Raw genomic sequence first — 16188 nt, forward strand, 5'->3', positions numbered from 1 at the left:
TCGTAGGTTGCCGTTCAGCCACGTGGGGTAGTGTCCGGAATTTGCCTGTCCTGGCCACGCGGCGCCTCGGTGGCGGGCTGGGCTGGGGGTGGCGGCTGTGTCGAAGGGCCGGTGATGACATCGAAATCATAGTCGCTGCGCTGCATGATGGCCTCCTTCGGTGGGGGCCGCCGAACCGCTGGCAGGATTTCGTGGAGAGCAGGAGCGCAGAAAACACGAAAGCCGCCAGGGCGTGGCGGCTTTGGGGTCTGCGAGTGGGTGCGCTGATCCTAGGCCGCCGGTGTGTACCAGCTATACCAAAATCGCGCGACAAGGTCGGTGCCGCGGCGCGGCTGCATCGTGACCATGGCGGCAGCCTAGCCCCCGCCCGGCCCGCCGGGCAAGAGGGCTGATGCAGCCATGCTTAAAAACCGTAGAGCCGTGCCGGATTGTCCACCAGGATTGCCCGGCGTTGCCCCGCCCCGGGCGCCCATTGGCCAAGCAGGCTCATGAGCTGCCCATCATCCGGCACTTCCTCGGGCGTATTGAGCGAGGGATGCGGCCAGTCGGTGCCCCAGACGCAACGATCGGGCGCAGCCGCGATCATGGCGCGGGCCATGGGCGCGACATCCGCATAGGGATGGCCGGCGGAGGACCGATAGCCGCACAGCTTGGCCCAGGCGCCGCGCTCCAGCAGCCGCAGCAGGGCCTGGAAGGGGGTGCTCTCGACACCCTCCGCCGCCTTGCAGCCGCCCATATGGTCGATCACCACCGGCACCGGCAGGCGGGCGACCACCGGCTCCAGTTCGAGCAACTGCTCGGCATGGGTATAGAGTTGCAGGTGCCAGCCGAGCGGTGCCAGGCGGTCCGCCAGACGCTCCAACTGCTCAAGCGGCGTGCCATTGCCGCTGACGGCATTGAAGCGCACGCCGCAGGCGCCGCGCTCTGCCATCGCGTTGAGTGCGTCGGCATCGAATCCGTCATCCACCACCACCACGGCGCGGGCACGATCGGGGCCGATCGCTTCCACCGCATCCAGCGTCACCGCATTCTCGGTGCCGTAGATGCTGGGCTGGACGATGACGGTGCGGCGGATCCCGATGGTGTCCAGCATTTCCAGGTACTGGGAAATGGAGGCTTCCGGTGGGGTGTAGGACCGGCCGGGGGAGAGCGGGTAGCGATCATAGGGGCCGAAGATATGGCAATGGCAGTCGGTGCTGTTGGCGGGCGGCTGCCAGTTCGGGCGGCTGGTGACGGCGCGCGGGCCGGGGCAGGGACGGGTCATCGGGTTTCCTCCTGTTGCTTGCCGGGCCGCTGCCCGGATGCGACGCTATGCCTTGCGGCCCGCCGCGAACCTCACCGCTTCCTCCGCCGCACGGAACAGGGCCCGCGCCTTCTGCCGCGTCTCCTCATATTCCGCCTGTGGGTCGCTATCCGCCACCACGCCGGCGCCGGCCTGCACATGCATGACGCCGTCCTTCACCAGCGCGGTGCGGAGGCCGATGCAGGTGTCCATGCCGCCATCGGCGCCGAAATAGCCGAAGCCGCCGGCGTAGATGCCGCGGCGTGAGGGTTCCAACTCCTCGATGATCTCCATCGCCCGCACCTTGGGCGCGCCGGTAAGGGTGCCGGCAGGGAAGCCGCCCGCCAGCGCGTCCAGCGCGGTGAGGCCAGGGCGCAGCCGCCCCTGCACCTCGCTGCCTATGTGCATCACCTGGCTGTAGCGCTCGACCTGGAATTGCGAGGTGACACGCACGCTGCCGATCGCGGAGACCCGGCCGACATCATTGCGGCCGAGATCGAGAAGCATCAGGTGTTCCGCCCGCTCCTTCGGATCGGCGAGCAATTCCCGCCTCCAGCGCGCGGTCCTCCTCCGGCGTCGCACCGCGGCGGCGGGTGCCGGCGAGGGGCCGCACCGTCACCTGCCCGTCGCGCAGCCGCACCAGGATCTCCGGTGAGGCGCCGACCGCCGCGAAGCCGCCGTAATCGAAGAAGAACAGGAAGGGCGCCGGGTTGATCCGCCTGAGCGCCCGGTACAAGGCGAAGGGCGGCAGGGCGAAGGGCATGCTGAAACGCTGCGAGGGCACGATCTGGAAGCAGTCGCCGGCGCGGATGTATTCCTTGGCGCGCTCCACCGCCGCGATGAAGCCGGCCTCGGTGAAATTGCTCTCGGGCGCCGGGGGGGCGGCAGGCTGACCGGCGCGGCGGGGCGGGGCAGGGGCCGGTCCAGCGCCGCCTCGGCTTCGTCGAGCCGCGCCTGCGCCGCGTCCCAGGCCGCCTGCGGCTCCGCCTCGCCTGGCCAGACGGTGGTGCAGAGCGTCAGCGTGTCCCGCACATGGTCGAAGACCGCCATGATGGTTGGCCGCGCCAGAATCGCTTCCGGGATGCCGAGCACATCCGGCTTGCTGGCCGGCAGCCGCTCCAGTAACCGCACCATGTCATAGCCGAGATAGCCGAACAGCCCGGCGGCGATCGGCGGCAGCCCAGCCGGCAGGGGCAGTTGCGTTGCGGCGATGACCGCGCGGAGGCTCTCCAGCGCTGGCACTCTCTCCGGTACGAAGCCATGCGGCGCGGCTAGGGCGTGGCGGTTCAACTCGGCCTGGCCGTCGCGGCAGCGCCAGATCAGGTCGGGTTCGAGGCCAATGGCCGAATAGCGGCCGCGGGCCGAACCGCCCTCCACGCTTTCCAGCAGGAAGCTGTTGGGCCGCCCGGCTGCCAGCTTCAGGAAGGCACCGACCGGCGTATCCAGATCCGCGACCCGCTCGCGCCACAGCAACTGGCCCTGGCCGGAGGCAAGACCGTTGCTGAAGACGGCGAAGTCGGGGAGCGGCATCGGGTCTGATCCTGGTCGGTGGAAGGCTGGTGATGGTTCAGGGCTGTGCGAGAAGATCCATCAAGCGGGGATTGACGCGCACATCGGCACGGCCGCGGAGCGCGGCAACGTATTGCGCCTCGATATCCCCGGCGATCGCCTGCTCCACTTCCGAGTGAAGGCGGCTGAGCAGGGCAGGGTAGGCTGCCGGGTCGGCCGGCGTGATCTCCAGGACCTGCGCCACCGCGAAACCTTCGCGGGTCGGCACCATGGTGGCCTCATTCAGCTTCAGTTCGAAGAGCGGCGCCAGCAATTCCGGCGGTACTACACTGGCCCCTGGCGTCTCCTGCCGCTGCGTCCGGGTCAGGGCGCCCACCTCGCGGGAGCCGAGCCCCGCCTCGCGCGCCGTCTCGGCCAGGGGCTTGCCGCCCCGCACCGCGGTGAGCAGGGCGGCGGCGCGTTCCTCCTGTGCGCGGCGGCGGGCGTCGGCGGTCCAGGCGGCGCGCACTTGTGCCTCGACGCTCTCGAAGGGACGGAGCGCGGGCGGCATGATGTCCCGCACGTCCACTGCCACGAAACCGGCCTCGGTTTCGGCCAGGCGGGGCGCGGCGCCGCGCTCGGTGGTGAAGATGGCGCGGAGCAGGGGCGCGCGGCTGGCCTCGATCACCGGCAGGGCAACCGGCTCGCCAGCCGGGTTCCGCCCCTCGGCATCAGTGGTGACGGTGGCGAAGCCGAGGTTGAAGCGGCTTGCCACCTCGGCCAGCGTGGCGCCACCGGCGAGCGCGTCCTCGACCCGGTTGGCGCGCTCGAAGGCCAGGTCGGCGGCCTTTTCCTGGGCAAGCGAGGCACGCAATTCGTCATGCACCTCGGCCAGGCTGCGGGTATGGCCGGGCTCGACGCGCACCACCCGCAGGACATGCCAGCCGAAGGGGCTGCGCACGGGCTCGGTTACGCTTCCCTCAGGGGCGCTGAAGGCAGCCTCGGCCAGTTCCGGCACCGGCATGCCGGCGCGGTCGAGGCTGCCGAGTTCCAGTGCCTGACCGCCGGCAGCCTCGGCTGCGGCGGTGATGACAGCGAAATCGGCGCCAGCGCGCCAGGTGGCCGCGATCTCCGCCGCCTTGGCCTGGTCCTGGACCAGCACCTGCTCCAGCGTGCGCCGCTCCGGTGTTTCGAACTGGGCGCGGCGCTGCTCGAAGGCAGCGGCGATTTCGGCCTCGCTGACATCGACCTCGCGGGCGATGAGGTCCGCGGTCAGCACCGCTACCGCCACGTTCCGATATTCGGGGGAGGAGAAGCGCTCGGGATTATTCTCGTGGAAACGCCGGAGCGCCGCCTCCGTCGGGGCGGGCGGCTCGGGTGCCTCAGCAGTGGGCAGGGTGACCAGGGTGGCCGCCCGCTGTTCCTGCAGCCATTGCAGCAGCGGCTTCACCAGCGTATCCGGCCCGGTGGCGCCGGATCGGACCGCCATGGAGACCTGCTGCCGGGCCAGATCGGCACGGGCAAGGGCGAGGAATTGCGGCTCCGACATGTCGTTGGAGCGGAGGAAGCTCTCGAAGACAGCGCGGGAGAAATTGCCATCCAGGCCGCGGAAACCGGGAATCGCGAAGATGAACTCCCGCACCGCACTGTCCGGAACGGCGATCCGCAGCCGTTCCGCCTCGGCCCGCAGCACCCGGTCCAGCACCAACTGGTCCACCGTCTGCTCGGCGACGGCGCGGCGGATGCGGGCATCCGGCTCGAATTGGCCGCCCAGGGTGCGCGCCAAGCGTTGCATCTCCCGCCGCACTGCGGCCTGGGCGTCCTCCATCTCGATCGGCGTGCCGGCCACCCGGGCAAGCGCGGTATCGCGGCCGAAATTGCCGATCATGTCACCGACGCCCCAGATGGCGAAGGACACGGTCAGCAGGATGAAAAGCAGCTTCGCGATCCAGGTGGCGGCCAGGCGGCGGAGAGCGGTGAGCATCGTGATCCATGACAGGAAGGGCCCCGGACCCATAGCGGAGCGGCGGGCGGTTGCCAAACCGGGACGGCGCGGATACCGACAGGCGACGGCAAGGAGAAGAGGCCATGACCCCGGGCGTGCAACCGCTGATCGCCGGCAATTGGAAAATGCATGGGCTGCGCGCCGATGGCCTGGAACTGGCCCGCGCCGTTGCATCTGGCGCCGCTGGCCAGCCCGCCGACCTCCTGATCTGCCCCCCCCCGCCACCCTGCTGGCCGCCGTGGCGGCGGCGCTGGAGGGTGGGAGGGTTGCGGTGGGTGGGCAGGATTGCCACCCTGCCGCCCGTGGCGCCCATACCGGCGACATCGCCGCGCCCATGCTACGTGATGCCGGCGCCACCCATGTCATCCTCGGCCATTCCGAGCGCCGGGCCAATCACGCCGAAACCGATGCCCTGGTCCGGGCCAAGGCCGAGGCCGCCCTGGCCGCCGGCCTCACCCCGATCATCTGCGTCGGCGAGAGCGAAGCGGAGCGTCTGGCCGGCCAGGCCGAGGCGGTGGTCACCGGCCAGATGCAAGGCAGCCTGCCGGAGGGATTCGGCGCGGCCGGCGGCATCCTGGCCTATGAGCCGGTCTGGGCGATCGGCACCGGCCGTACCCCCACCGAAGCGGAGATCGCCGCCATCCACGGCGCCATCCGGGCCAGCCTCAAGGCACGATTCGGGGCGGCGGGCGGGACCTCGCGCATTCTCTATGGCGGGTCGGTCAAGCCCTCGAACGCCACCGCCATCCTGGCGCTGCCGGATGTGGATGGTGCCCTGGTCGGCGGCGCCAGCCTGGTCGCGGCGGATTTCCTCGGCATCGCCGCTGCCGCGCGCGAGGGTTGATCGCGCCCGGCAGCGCGGCGGTCCGGCCCTGCCGCAGAGGCCCAGGAGCCAGACGGCAGGCCGCCGCCGCTTGCGGTTGGCGCGGCACGGCGCATATCGGGGCATCATGGCTGCCCCACCCCGCACCGCGCCGGTGCTCATCGGTTCCGAGATCTACCGGCGCTCCAGCTACGGGCCGAAACACCCGCTGGCGATCCCTCGCGTCTCCACCACGCTCGACCTGATCCGGGCCCTTGGTTGGCTGCCGGGCTGGGCCTATCGGGACAGCCCTCGCGCGACGCCCGAGGAACTCGCCCGCTTCCACCACCCCGCTTATGTTGCCGCGCTGCAACGGGCGGAGGCGACGCAGCGCGTCGATGCCCTGGATTGCGAGCGCTTCCATATCGGCGCGCATGGCAACCCGGTGTACCGGGAAGTCTTCTCCCGCCCCGCCACCGGCGCTGGCGGCACCCTGCTGGCGGCACGGCTGACGCGGGATGGCGGCATCGTGCATGTGCCAGGCGGCGGCACGCATCACGGCCAACCGGACCGGGCGAGCGGGTTCTGCTACCTCAACGATGCCGTGCTCGGATTGCTGGAGTGGCTGGATCAGGGGCTCGGCAGCATCCTGTATGTCGATATCGATGCGCATCACGGCGATGGCGTCGAGGCGGCCTTCCGGGACGATCCACGCGTCTTCACGCTCAGCCTGCATGAAGCCGGGCGCTGGCCCTTCACCGGCGCGGCCACCGAGCGGGCCGGCGGCCATGCCCGCAACCTTCCGGTGCCGCCGGGCTTCCATGACAGCGAGATGCTTTGGCTGCTGCACCAGGCGATCCTGCCCATCGCACGGCATCTGCGGCCGGAGGCGATCATGCTGCAATGCGGCGCCGATGCGCTGGAGGAGGACCCGCTCTCCCGCCTGGCGCTTTCCAACAACGCGCATTGGGGGGTGGTGCGGGCGCTGCGCGATCTCGCGTCGCGCTTCATCGTGCTGGGCGGGGGCGGTTACAATCCCTGGTCGGTCGGCCGCTGCTGGGCCGGGGTCTGGGCGATGCTGAACGACCTGCCTATCCCCGAACGCCTGCCGCCGGCGGCAGAGGCGGTGCTGCGCGGCCTTTCCTGGCATCGGGCCGCTGGGCGCAACCCGCCGGTGCATTGGCTCACCACGCTCCGCGACGCGCCGCGGCCGGGCGTGGTGCGGGCCGAGGTGCAGCGGCTGGCCGCGGCGGCAATCCGGGATTTGCCGCACCCTGCCGTCCCGGCCGCATCCATGGCATGATCGCCGCCATGCGCCGCCGTCCCCCTGATCGCCCTCTCCACCCTGCTGCCATTTCTGGCGGCTCCCGCCCAAGCCCAGACGGGGCCGCAGCCGCACCTGCCCGAGGAACCCCTGGTCATTGTGACGCGGGACGGCGCGCGCCATGAATTCCGGGTGGAGATGGCGCTGGACCCCAACCAGCAAACGGTCGGGCTGATGTTCCGCGACCATGTGGGGCCGCAGGAGGGAATGCTGTTCGACTGGGGTACGCCGCGCGAATCCAGCATGTGGATGCGCAACACCATCATTCCCCTCGATATGATCTTCATTACCGCCGATGGCCGTATCCACCGGATCGCCGAACGCACTGTACCTTATTCGCTGGCCCCGGTGGATAGTCGGGGACCGGTGCGGGCGACCCTGGAACTCGCGGCCGGCACGGCGGAGCGGCTGGGCCTCCGGGTCGGCGACCGGGTGCTGCAGCGGATCTTCGGCACAGCGCCCTGAGGCTCGGCTGGCCCGGGGTTGCCCCGGCGGCCGGGCTTCCATAGTTTGGCGCTGCCCGGGGCGTAGCTCAGTCTGGTAGAGCGCTACGTTTGGGACGTAGAAGTCGCAGGTTCGAATCCTGTCGCCCCGATTGAGCACAGTGACGCAGGAATACCGAATGACCGGCCGGAAGCAGCTTGCCCGCATCTATGTCCCGCCGCGCTCCGCGATGCAGTCCGGCAAGGGACGGACACAGGGCTGGGTCCTGGAATTCGAGCCCGGGGAGAGGCAGCGCCTGGACCCGCTGATGGGCTGGTCCGGCTCCGGCGATACGCGTGGCCAGGTTCGGCTGCTATTCGACACGCGGGAAGATGCGGTCGCCTATGCCGAGGCGAATGGGCTCGCCTATGAGGTCGAGGAGCCGAAGCCGGTCCGCATCAGGCCCAAGGTCTATGCCGACAATTTCCGCTTCGGCCGAACCGACAACTGGACGCATTGACGCGGGTGGGCGGGCCCGTGCCGCAGGACGACAGGGTTCAGCGCCCTTAGCTCAGCTGGACAGAGCATCGGATTTCTAATCCGTCGGTCGTGGGTTCGAGTCCCGCAGGGCGCACCATTTTCCCGGATCCTGAGAAGTGCAGGAGGGGCGGAGAAACCCGGCCGATCGGCCGTCGGCTGCTCCACGGCAGAGCGGCATACTGCATGCGCGCCTCGCAGCGAATGCGCCGGCCTGCAATTCCAGCGCCTTTTTCGCGGCAAAGGGAACGTGAGTTCCCAATGCGATCTGTTCGAAGAAAATACTTCAAATTCAAAAACATACGGCGCAATCCTACTACGCTGCTCAGCCTTGGCTCTGCCTATGCTCAAGGCCGCATGGTGAAACGGCTGATGCCCGGCTGCCGCAGCTTCTCCGCCCTGTCGCCGAACTCGCAGAGCAGCCGCCGGGTCTGTCGCGGGTCGATGATCTCCTCCACCCAGAAAGCCTCGGCAGTGCGGAGCGGCGAGCGCAATTGCTGCAACCGCCTGTCGATCTCCGCCATCTTGGCTTCGCGGTCCGGGGCGGCGTCGAGATCGGCCCGGTAGGCGGCCTCGATCCCACCCTCCAGCGGCAGCGAGCCCCAGCGCGCCGAGGGCCAGGCATAGCGGACCGAGAAGCGCCCCGCCGGCTGGTGCACCACGCCCGCGACGCCAAAGGCATTGCGGATGATGACGGTGCACCAGGGTACCGTGGACTGGTTCACCGCCGCCATGGCCCGCACGCCCCAGCGGATGGTTGCGGTGCGCTCCGCGTCCAGCCCGATCATGAAGCCCGGGCAGTCCATGAGATAGACCACCGGCAGGTGGAAGGTCTCGGCCAGGTCCACGAAGCGCACCACCTTGGCGCAGGTATCGGCGGTCCAGGAGCCGGCGTAGAAATGCGGGTCTCCCGCCATCACTGCCACCGGCAGCCCGCGCAGCCGCGCCAGGCCGGTGACGATGGGGCGGCCGAATTGCCGTCCTATCTCGAAGAAGCTGCCACGGTCCACCACGCTCTCGATGATCGGGCGGATGCGGTAGGGGGTGCGGAGGTTACGCGGAATGGCTGAGAGCAGCGCCTCATCCACCCGTGCCGGATCGTCCGTGCAGTCGCACCGCTCGGCCAGTTCCTCGACCGAGGCGGGGAGATAGGAGAGGAAGCGCCGTGCTGCCGCGAAAGCCTCCTCCTCGGTGTCCACCGCATGGTCGATGGCGCCGGAGCGGGTCTGGATCTCCCAGCCGCCCAGCTCCTGCTTCGACAGGTCCTGGCCAAGCCGCTTCACCACCGGCGGCCCGGCGACGAACATCGCCGAGGTGCCCTTGGTCATCACCGAGTAGTGGCTCGCCGCCAGCCGCGCGGCGCCAAGCCCGGCCACGGAGCCGAGGCCGAGCGCCACCACCGGCACGCGCGAGAGGTTGTCGCAGGTATGGTGATAGAGCCAGGTGCCGCCGACGCCGCCCGGCAGATTGGCACGGCCCGTCGTCTCGATGGTCTTGACCGAGCCGCCGCCGCCCGAGCCCTCGATGATGCGGATGATCGGCAGGCGGAGATCGGCCGCCATGCGTTCCGCCATGATCGGTTTTTCGCGGATGGTGGCATCGGCGCTGCCGCCGCGGACGGTGAAGTCGTCGCCCACCACCACCACCGGGCGGCCCTCCAGCATGGCGCGGCCCATGACGCAATTGGACGGGGTGAAATCCTTCAGCTTGCCCTCGGAATCATACTTGGCCTTACCGGCAATGGCCCCGACCTCATGGAAACTGCCGGTATCGACCAATTGGCTGATCCTCTCCCGCACGGTCAGCCGGCCGCCCTCATGCTGCCTGTGGACCTTGTCGGGCCCGCCCATCGCCTGGGCCAGTGCCTCGCGCTGGCGCAATTCGTTGAGTTCGGGTTGCCAATTCATGCCGTGACCTTCTCCACCCCTGCGCAGCGCCGCGCGATGAAATCCAGCGTGGCGGCGGCGCAGAGTTCAGCATGCGTCGCCGCCACGTGATAGCTGTCCCCCGGCACCACCATCAGTTCGGCGCCCGGAATGCGAATCTGCCAGGCCCGCGTCGCCTCCACCGAGCCGAGGCCGCTGCCATCCGTTGTGACCACCAGCGTCGGGCAGGCGATGCGCGGCAGGTCGCCCCGCACATCGAGTGCCGGCACGCTGCGGATGAAGCCAAGCTGGGTGGAAAGCGGCGTGGTGCCCATCAGCTTCGCCCAGCCTTCCTGCATGGTCGCGGGGCAGGCGCTGCCGAGCCGGCCCGGCATCGTCCAGCGCGCCCAGCTCTCCACGCCATGCCGGGTGATATGCTCCATCCAGGCGGCGTGCCGATCGCCGAGCGATTGCTGGCCGGAAACCAGCGTGCCGAGCAGCACCAGGCTGCGGACGCGCCTGGGGTGCCTCGCCGCGAGCTGCAGCGCGATCGGCCCTGCCACCTTGGCCGCGACGAGATGGAAGCGCTCCAGGCCGCGCCGGTCGGCCAGCCGGATGAAGTCGTCCACGAGCCCGTCCAGCGACCAAGCATAATCCTCCGGCATCGGTGTGGAGTGGCCGAAGCCGCGCATATCCGGCCGCACTACGCGAAGATGCCGGCCGAGCAATGGCATCCAGGCATTCCAGGCGAGGCTGCTCTCGGCATTGCCATGCAGCAGCAGCGCCGTTTCGGGCGTGACCCAGGGGTCGGCGAAACACTCGTCGCGAAAGTGGATTTCGGCGCCATCGCCGGCTTCAAGGATGGGCATAGCCGTCTCCTAATCCGGGTTGATGCCGGCCTCGCGCACCACCCGGCCCCATTTGGCGATATCGGCATGGATGATGGCGGCGAATTCCTCGGGCGTGGTGGGTGCCGGCTCGGTGCCGTGCTGGGCCAATCGGCGCCGAATTTCGGGCTCGGCCAGGATGCCGCGCAGCTCCTCATTGAGGCGTGCGATAATCGGGGCCGGCGTGCCGGCTGGCGCCAGCAGGCCGTTCCAGCCCAGGACCTCATACCCGGGCAGAGCGGCCTCGGCGATGGTCGGCACCTCCGGCAGCGCCGCCATGCGGCTCCGGGTGGTGACGCCGATCGCCCGGACTTGGCCGCCGCGCAGCAGAGGCAAGGTGGTGATGGGTGGGTCGAGGAACATTGCCACCTCGCCCCGCATCAGCGCGGTATGCGCCTCGGGCGCGGAGCGGAAGGGGATATGCGTCATCTCCAGCCCCGCCATGCCGCGGAACAGCTCGGCCGCGAGATGGGCCAGGCTGCCGCTGCCGACCGAGGCGTAGTTCAGCCGCTCCCGCCGCGCCCGGGCGATCAGCCCCACCACGTCCTGGTCCGGGCTGTCCCGCGGCACCAGCAGCACCAGGGCGACGGTGGTGACGATGCTGATCGGCGCCAGGTCGCGCTCCGTGTCGTAGGGCAGGTGGGCCTTCAGCGCGGGGTTCACGGGGTGGCTGGGATAGACCATCAGCAGGGTGGTGCCATCCGGTCGGGCACGCACCACCGCTTCGGTGCCGATGATGCCGCTGGCACCGGGGCGGTTGTCCACCACGACAGGCACGCCAAGTCGGGCGCCCAGGCGGTTGGCAACGATGCGGGCCAGGATGTCGGTGATGCCGCCGGCGCCGGTCGGCACGACGATGCGGATCGGCCGGTCGGGGCTGAAGATGGGCGCCTCCGTCTGCGCCGCGGCCGCGGCCGGGATGGCCAGCAGCCCGGCGAGGACAGTGCGGCGCGGGACGGCGCCCTCGCAGTGCGGCTGCGGCCCTGGCCGCATGATGGCCGGCAGTATCCTGGCAGGCATGGACGGTTCTCCTCGCGACAGTCTTGCCTCTCCCGCCGGGAGGCTCAAGCCCGCACGGCCAGGATTTGACATGGCGTGGGATCTGCAGAACGGCCGAGGCAGAACTTCATCCGCCGCTTCTAATATGCGAATTAAGACTTTGTAATTACAATGTTAATTGCGTTCTGGGCGACGCTTTTGAAGCGCCATCGCGGGTCGACATTTCCGTCCGACGCCGGCCGGCCTATGCTGCAGGTCGAGCCTGCGGACGGAGGAGAGGATGCGCGAAACCACCATGCCAGGGCCGGAAGCCTGCATCGTCGGCTGGGCGCATACGCCCTTCGGCAAGCTGGAGGAGCCGGATCTGGAGGCGCTGCTGGCCCGGGTCGGCCGCGCCGCCATCGAGGATGCCGGGATCGCCCCCGCCGAGATCGATGCCGGCTTCGTCGGCGTCTTCGGCGAGGGGTTCACCAACCAGGGCTTCCCCGCCTCGCTGGTGCTGCAATCCGTGCCGGAACTGCGCTTCAAGCCGATCACGCGCTTCGAGAATGCCTGCGCCACCGGCACTGCCGCCATCCATGGCGCGCTGGATTTCCTGGCGGCGAAACGGGGCCGCTTCGCCCTGGTGCTGGGCGCCGAGAAAATGACCGCGACGCCGGGAGCCAAGGTCGGCGACATCCTGCTGAACGCCAGCTACCGCAAGACGGAGCAGGATATCCAGGGCGGTTTCGCCGGCGTCTTCGGCCGCATCGCCGAGGCTTATTTCCAGCGTTATGGCGACCAATCCGATGCGCTGGCCGCCATCGCCGCCAAGAACCATGCAAATGGCGTGGACAATCCTTGGGCGCAGATGCGGAAGGATCTCGGCTTCGCCTTCTGCCGGGCCGAGAGCGAGAAGAACCCCTTCGTCGCCCCCCCGCTGAAGCGCACCGACTGTTCCCTGGTGAGCGATGGTGCCGCGGCGCTGGTCATCACCGATGCCGAGACAGCCAGGGCCATGGGCAAATCCGTGCGCTTCCGCGCCGCGGTGCAGGTGAATGACTACCTGCCAATTGCCGCCCGCGACATCATCCGCTTCGAGGGGCCGCGCGAGGCCTGGGGGCGGGCACTGGCCCAGGCCGGCCTGGGCGCCGCGACCGACCTCTCCTTCGTCGAGACGCATGACTGCTTCACCATCGCTGAGCTCATCGAATACGAGGCGATGGGCCTGGTGCCGGAAGGGCAGGGTGCGCGGGCGGTGCTGGAGGGCTGGACGGCTAAGGATGGCAAGCTGCCGGTCAACCGTTCCGGCGGGCTGAAATCCAAGGGCCACCCGATCGGCGCCACCGGCATCTCCATGCATGTGCTGACCGCTATGCAGCTCACCGGCACGGCCGGGGCGATGCAACTGCCGCAGGCGGAGATCGGTGGCATCTTCAATATGGGCGGTGCCGCGGTGGCGAATTACGTCTCCATCCTGGAGCGGGCGGGATAGGGCCTGCCCGCGGGAGGGGCCGGCAGGGCCACGGCAGGCAGCAGCAACAGCCGGGACTGGCTCCGGCCCCTCAATCGGCGGTGATGCCGGCGCGGCGCAGCACCGGCGTCCAGCGCTCCCGCTCCTCTTCGGTGGCTCGGGCCAGGCCGGCGGCGGACAGGAAGTCCGGGGCGAAGCCGCGCGCCTCGATCTGCCGGGCGAAGGCGGGGTCGGCCAGCGCCTCGCGCAGCGCCGCCTCGATCAATGCAGTGGCGGCGGCCGGCGTGCGTGCAGGGGCGGAGACGCCATACCAGAGTTCCGCCGCATAGCCCGGCACGGCCTCGCTGATGGCCGGCAGATCGGGCCAGAAGGGGCTGCGCCGGGCCGAGGTCACGGCCAGCGCCCGGATCTTGCCCTCGCGGATCAGCGCCTCCACCGCGCTGGCGCTGGCGAACATCGCCTGCACCTCACCGGTAAGCAGTCCGGTGACGGAGGGCGCGGTGCCGCGATAGGGCACATGCACGATGCGCGTGCCCGCCAGGTCGTCGAACAGCGCGCCGGCCAGGTGCTGCGCGGTGCCGGAGCCCGGCGTGCCATGGTTCAGCCGACCCGGGTTCTGCCGTGCATAGGCGATGAACTCGGCCAGCGTCCGTGCCGGCACGGTGGGGTTCACCACCAGCAGGATCGGCGTATTCGCCACCCGCGCCACGGAGACGAAATCCCGCCGGCTGTCATAGCCGGGGTTGCTGTAGAGCACCTCGTTGATCGCCAGGTTGTTGCCGGTGAAGAGCAACGTGTAGCCGTCCGGCGCCGATTGCGCGACCATCTGCGCCCCGATATTGCCGCCCGCCCCGCCGCGGTTTTCCACCAGGACCGGCGAGGCCAGCCGTTCCGAGAGACGTTGCGCCACCAGCCGGCCGAGAATGTCGGTGCCGCCGCCAGGCGGGTAGGGCACCACCAGCCGGATCGGCCGATCCGGGTATTGCCCCTGGGCCCGCGCCGGCATCGCAGCGGCAAGGGCCAGGAGCTGCAAGACCTTCCTGCGCATCATCCCGATCTATCTCCTGCCATTGCCATTCAGGCCACGAAGACACGGCGCGGCGCGGTGGCAAGCACGCCCGCCGCCTCCAATGCCGCGATCTCAGCCTCCGCCAGTCCCGCCTCTGCCAGCACTGCGCGGTTGTCGGCGCCGAGTTCGTGGCAGCCATCGCGCACCATCAGCCGGCGGCTGGCGAAGCCGAAGGGGATGCCCTTGGCGGGGCGCCCGTCCGGGCTGCGCAGCACTGCGCTGCCCTTGCGGAAATCCGCGGCCGCCGCCAGCGCGGCCCCATCCCGTACCGGCGCGCTGCCGCCCGCCCATTCGGCGCGCCAGCCATCCCCCTCCGCCACCACGCGCTCTGCCGGGTCGGCCGGATCGCCATTGCCGAAGCGGGGCGAGGGGGTGCCGGCCGCCGCGGCCAGGAGCTCCTCGCCCAGGAGGAAGCTGGTGAGCTCGCGCTGCGACAGGTCGAGATGCGCGCCCTGGCCAGTGCGGTCCCGCTCCAGCAGTGCGGCCAGGATGGCGCCGGAGGCAAAGAGGCAGACCACCTGGTCCGGGTAGTTCACGTCCCGCCCGGTGATGACCGGCGCCTCGCCCGAGCCGGTCAGTGCCGCCAGCCCGCCGGTGGCCTCGAGCGTCGAGCCGAAGGAGACCATGTCGCGATCCGGCCCATCCTCGCCCTGGCTGGAGATGCTGGCGACCACCAGCCGCGGGAAGCGCCGCCGCAGCATCGCCGTATCGAGGCCGAAGGAGGCCAGCACGCCTCGCCGGTAGTTCTCCACCAGCACATCCGCGCCTTCCAGCAGGCGCAGCAGCGCCTCCCGCCCGCGGGGGTCCTTGAGATCCAGGCAAAGCGAGCGTTTGCCGCGATTGGTGAAGCCGAACCAGGGCGAGCGGTTCCACCAGTCGGTCTCCGGCTCCGCGCCCTCCCAGGTGCGGAAGGGGTCGATGGCGCCGGGTCCCTCCACCTTCACTGCCTCGGCGCCGAGATCGAGCAGCAGCGTGGCGGAGGCAGCGCCGGCGGTCAGCCAGCCGAGATCCACCACGCGGAGCCCGGCGAGCGGCAGGGTGCCGGCCTCAAGCGCGGGCTCCGGGATGGCGGGGGTGGGCGAGGGCTCCGGCGTGACGCGCTGCCCGTCCCAGTTGATCGGCAGCACCGGCATGCCGTCCGGCGCCAGGAAGCCGCGCGCCCGGTGCTGCGCGTCCTGCAGCAATTCTGCGGGCCAGGTCACCGGCCCGATCGGCACCCGCCGGGCCTGCGCCACTGCGGTGATCTCGGCGCGCGCCCGTGCCGCGAACCAGGGGAACAGGATGGCATTGAAGTCAGCACGGTTGTCCCGGCGCCCGCCGCCGGTGGCGAAGCGCGCCTCCTGCAGCCGAGGGTCGCCGACCATCTCGCGCAGCGCCGGCCAGTCCTTGTCCTGATAGACCAGCGCCACATGCCCATCCCGTGCCGGCACCGTGCACCAGGAGCTGCGCGCCCCGCCGCGCACCGGCGCGCTGCCCAGCACCATCACCCCCGCCGCCACCTTCCAGTTCAGCCAGGCCGCGACATCGAAAAGCGAGACATCCACCACGTCCCCGCCGCCGGCCTTGAAGGCCGCCAGCAGCGCCGTGCAGGCGGAGAGCCCCGCCGCATAGGCGGCCTGGTGCCCGGCGAGCCGCGCCGGCGGCCCCGAGGGCTCACCCACGATGCCGAGCAGGCCGGAGAGCGCCAGCAGCCCGAGCTCGCTCATCGGCGGGTCCTCGCCCGGCCCGAAGACCGAGAGCCGCGCCTGCACCGGCACGCCGCCGGCATGCACCGCCAGCGCGGCGCTGTCGCCGATCGCCGCATCGAAGCGCCCCTCCGCCGCGCCCATGCGCTTTCCGGCATTGAGGAAGCGGTCGAGCGCCGAGCCGCCCCCCGGCAGCAGAGGCGGCAGGCTGGCGAAAGGCTCGCCGTCCGCCGGCAGGGGCCGCACCACTTCCGCGCCATAGGCGGCGCAGAGCTTGGCCGCCATGGAGGCCGCCAGTGCATGTGGCCGTTGCGCGCAGAGCGCACCGAGATCAAGCACCCGCCTGCCGGCAAGCGGCGCCACCATGCG

General features: G+C 70.3%; 12 protein-coding genes, 2 tRNA genes and 2 pseudogenes. 7 read left to right on the forward strand and 9 right to left on the reverse strand.

What is annotated here, in order from left to right; all coding sequences use genetic code 11:
* Positions 1 to 14 precede the first annotated feature (14 nt).
* The 4 genes and pseudogenes from KSF81_RS30945 to KSF81_RS15440 form a co-directional block, all read right to left on the reverse strand.
* Positions 15 to 146 carry a hypothetical protein gene (locus KSF81_RS30945; protein ID WP_256444262.1) on the reverse strand — a complete coding sequence of 44 codons (132 nt, stop codon included), beginning with the start codon at positions 144 to 146 and terminating at the stop codon, positions 15 to 17.
* Positions 147 to 403: 257 nt separating this feature from the next.
* Positions 404 to 1264: an amidohydrolase gene (locus tag KSF81_RS15430; RefSeq protein ID WP_217379748.1), complete on the reverse strand. Its 861-nt coding sequence runs from the start codon at positions 1262 to 1264 to the stop codon at positions 404 to 406.
* Positions 1265 to 1309: 45 nt separating this feature from the next.
* A pseudogene (gene trpE, locus KSF81_RS15435) lies at positions 1310 to 2812 on the reverse strand (anthranilate synthase component I).
* Between the two features lie 37 nt (positions 2813 to 2849).
* Positions 2850 to 4754 (reverse strand): SurA N-terminal domain-containing protein, encoded by a 1905-nt coding sequence (locus KSF81_RS15440; protein WP_217379749.1) that lies wholly within the window; start codon positions 4752 to 4754, stop codon positions 2850 to 2852.
* A 104-nt stretch (positions 4755 to 4858) separates the two neighbouring features.
* Here KSF81_RS15440 and tpiA point away from each other — a divergent pair.
* The 6 genes and pseudogenes from tpiA (at position 4859) to KSF81_RS15470 (ending at position 7961) form a co-directional block, all read left to right on the forward strand.
* A pseudogene (gene tpiA / locus KSF81_RS15445) lies at positions 4859 to 5619 on the forward strand (triose-phosphate isomerase).
* Between the two features lie 106 nt (positions 5620 to 5725).
* Positions 5726 to 6880 carry an acetoin utilization protein AcuC gene (locus KSF81_RS15450; protein WP_217379750.1) on the forward strand — a complete coding sequence of 385 codons (1155 nt, stop codon included), beginning with the start codon at positions 5726 to 5728 and terminating at the stop codon, positions 6878 to 6880.
* A gap of 120 nt (positions 6881 to 7000) precedes the next feature.
* Entirely contained in the window at positions 7001 to 7366 is a 366-nt protein-coding gene (locus KSF81_RS29775; protein ID WP_309139573.1) for a DUF192 domain-containing protein, read from the forward strand.
* 56 nt (positions 7367 to 7422) lie between these two features.
* Positions 7423 to 7496, forward strand: a tRNA-Pro gene (locus tag KSF81_RS15460).
* Positions 7497 to 7523: 27 nt separating this feature from the next.
* On the forward strand, positions 7524 to 7844 hold the full coding sequence (locus KSF81_RS15465; protein WP_217379751.1) for an ETC complex I subunit: 321 nt from the start codon (positions 7524 to 7526) through the stop codon (positions 7842 to 7844).
* A gap of 40 nt (positions 7845 to 7884) precedes the next feature.
* Positions 7885 to 7961, forward strand: a tRNA-Arg gene (locus KSF81_RS15470).
* A 247-nt stretch (positions 7962 to 8208) separates the two neighbouring features.
* Here the strand turns inward: KSF81_RS15470 and KSF81_RS15475 are convergent.
* Genes KSF81_RS15475 through KSF81_RS15485 form a run of 3 tightly spaced genes read right to left on the reverse strand, consistent with a single transcriptional unit; the run spans position 8209 to position 11633 of the window.
* A complete protein-coding gene (locus KSF81_RS15475; RefSeq protein WP_217379752.1) occupies positions 8209 to 9768 on the reverse strand; it encodes an acyl-CoA carboxylase subunit beta in 1560 nt (519 codons plus the stop codon).
* Positions 9765 to 10595 carry an alpha/beta fold hydrolase gene (locus KSF81_RS15480; RefSeq protein ID WP_217379753.1) on the reverse strand — a complete coding sequence of 277 codons (831 nt, stop codon included), beginning with the start codon at positions 10593 to 10595 and terminating at the stop codon, positions 9765 to 9767. Before KSF81_RS15480 ends, KSF81_RS15475 begins: the two co-directional genes overlap by 4 nt.
* A gap of 9 nt (positions 10596 to 10604) precedes the next feature.
* Positions 10605 to 11633 carry a tripartite tricarboxylate transporter substrate binding protein gene (locus KSF81_RS15485; RefSeq protein ID WP_217379754.1) on the reverse strand — a complete coding sequence of 343 codons (1029 nt, stop codon included), beginning with the start codon at positions 11631 to 11633 and terminating at the stop codon, positions 10605 to 10607.
* Between the two features lie 259 nt (positions 11634 to 11892).
* On the opposite strand from KSF81_RS15485, the gene KSF81_RS15490 reads away from it, so the two are divergent.
* Positions 11893 to 13086: an acetyl-CoA acetyltransferase gene (locus KSF81_RS15490; RefSeq protein ID WP_254453549.1), complete on the forward strand. Its 1194-nt coding sequence runs from the start codon at positions 11893 to 11895 to the stop codon at positions 13084 to 13086.
* 70 nt (positions 13087 to 13156) lie between these two features.
* Here the strand turns inward: KSF81_RS15490 and KSF81_RS15495 are convergent, their stop codons facing one another.
* Together KSF81_RS15495 and KSF81_RS15500 are read right to left on the reverse strand one after the other, a co-directional pair.
* Positions 13157 to 14116 (reverse strand): tripartite tricarboxylate transporter substrate binding protein, encoded by a 960-nt coding sequence (locus KSF81_RS15495; protein WP_217379755.1) that lies wholly within the window; start codon positions 14114 to 14116, stop codon positions 13157 to 13159.
* Positions 14117 to 14142: 26 nt separating this feature from the next.
* Positions 14143 to 16185: a CoA transferase gene (locus KSF81_RS15500; protein ID WP_217379756.1), complete on the reverse strand. Its 2043-nt coding sequence runs from the start codon at positions 16183 to 16185 to the stop codon at positions 14143 to 14145.
* Positions 16186 to 16188 lie beyond the last annotated feature (3 nt).

This window comes from Siccirubricoccus sp. G192, assembly GCF_019084075.1.
GTDB lineage: Bacteria > Pseudomonadota > Alphaproteobacteria > Acetobacterales > Acetobacteraceae > G192.

Excerpts from the sequence above, each read along its gene's own strand:
- KSF81_RS15480 (WP_217379753.1), bottom strand. The coding sequence starts at position 10,595 with ATGCCCATCCTTGAAGCCGGCGATGGCGCCGAAATCCACTTTCGCGAC.
- KSF81_RS15430 (WP_217379748.1), bottom strand. The coding sequence starts at position 1,264 with ATGACCCGTCCCTGCCCCGGCCCGCGCGCCGTCACCAGCCGCCCGAAC.
- KSF81_RS15475 (WP_217379752.1), bottom strand. The coding sequence starts at position 9,768 with ATGAATTGGCAACCCGAACTCAACGAATTGCGCCAGCGCGAGGCACTG.
- KSF81_RS30945 (WP_256444262.1), bottom strand. The coding sequence starts at position 146 with ATGCAGCGCAGCGACTATGATTTCGATGTCATCACCGGCCCTTCGACA.
- KSF81_RS15465 (WP_217379751.1), top strand. The coding sequence starts at position 7,524 with ATGACCGGCCGGAAGCAGCTTGCCCGCATCTATGTCCCGCCGCGCTCC.
- KSF81_RS15495 (WP_217379755.1), bottom strand. The coding sequence starts at position 14,116 with ATGATGCGCAGGAAGGTCTTGCAGCTCCTGGCCCTTGCCGCTGCGATG.
- KSF81_RS15440 (WP_217379749.1), bottom strand. The coding sequence starts at position 4,754 with ATGCTCACCGCTCTCCGCCGCCTGGCCGCCACCTGGATCGCGAAGCTG.
- KSF81_RS15490 (WP_254453549.1), top strand. The coding sequence starts at position 11,893 with ATGCGCGAAACCACCATGCCAGGGCCGGAAGCCTGCATCGTCGGCTGG.
- KSF81_RS15500 (WP_217379756.1), bottom strand. The coding sequence starts at position 16,185 with ATGGTGGCGCCGCTTGCCGGCAGGCGGGTGCTTGATCTCGGTGCGCTC.
- KSF81_RS15485 (WP_217379754.1), bottom strand. The coding sequence starts at position 11,633 with ATGCCTGCCAGGATACTGCCGGCCATCATGCGGCCAGGGCCGCAGCCG.
- KSF81_RS15450 (WP_217379750.1), top strand. The coding sequence starts at position 5,726 with ATGGCTGCCCCACCCCGCACCGCGCCGGTGCTCATCGGTTCCGAGATC.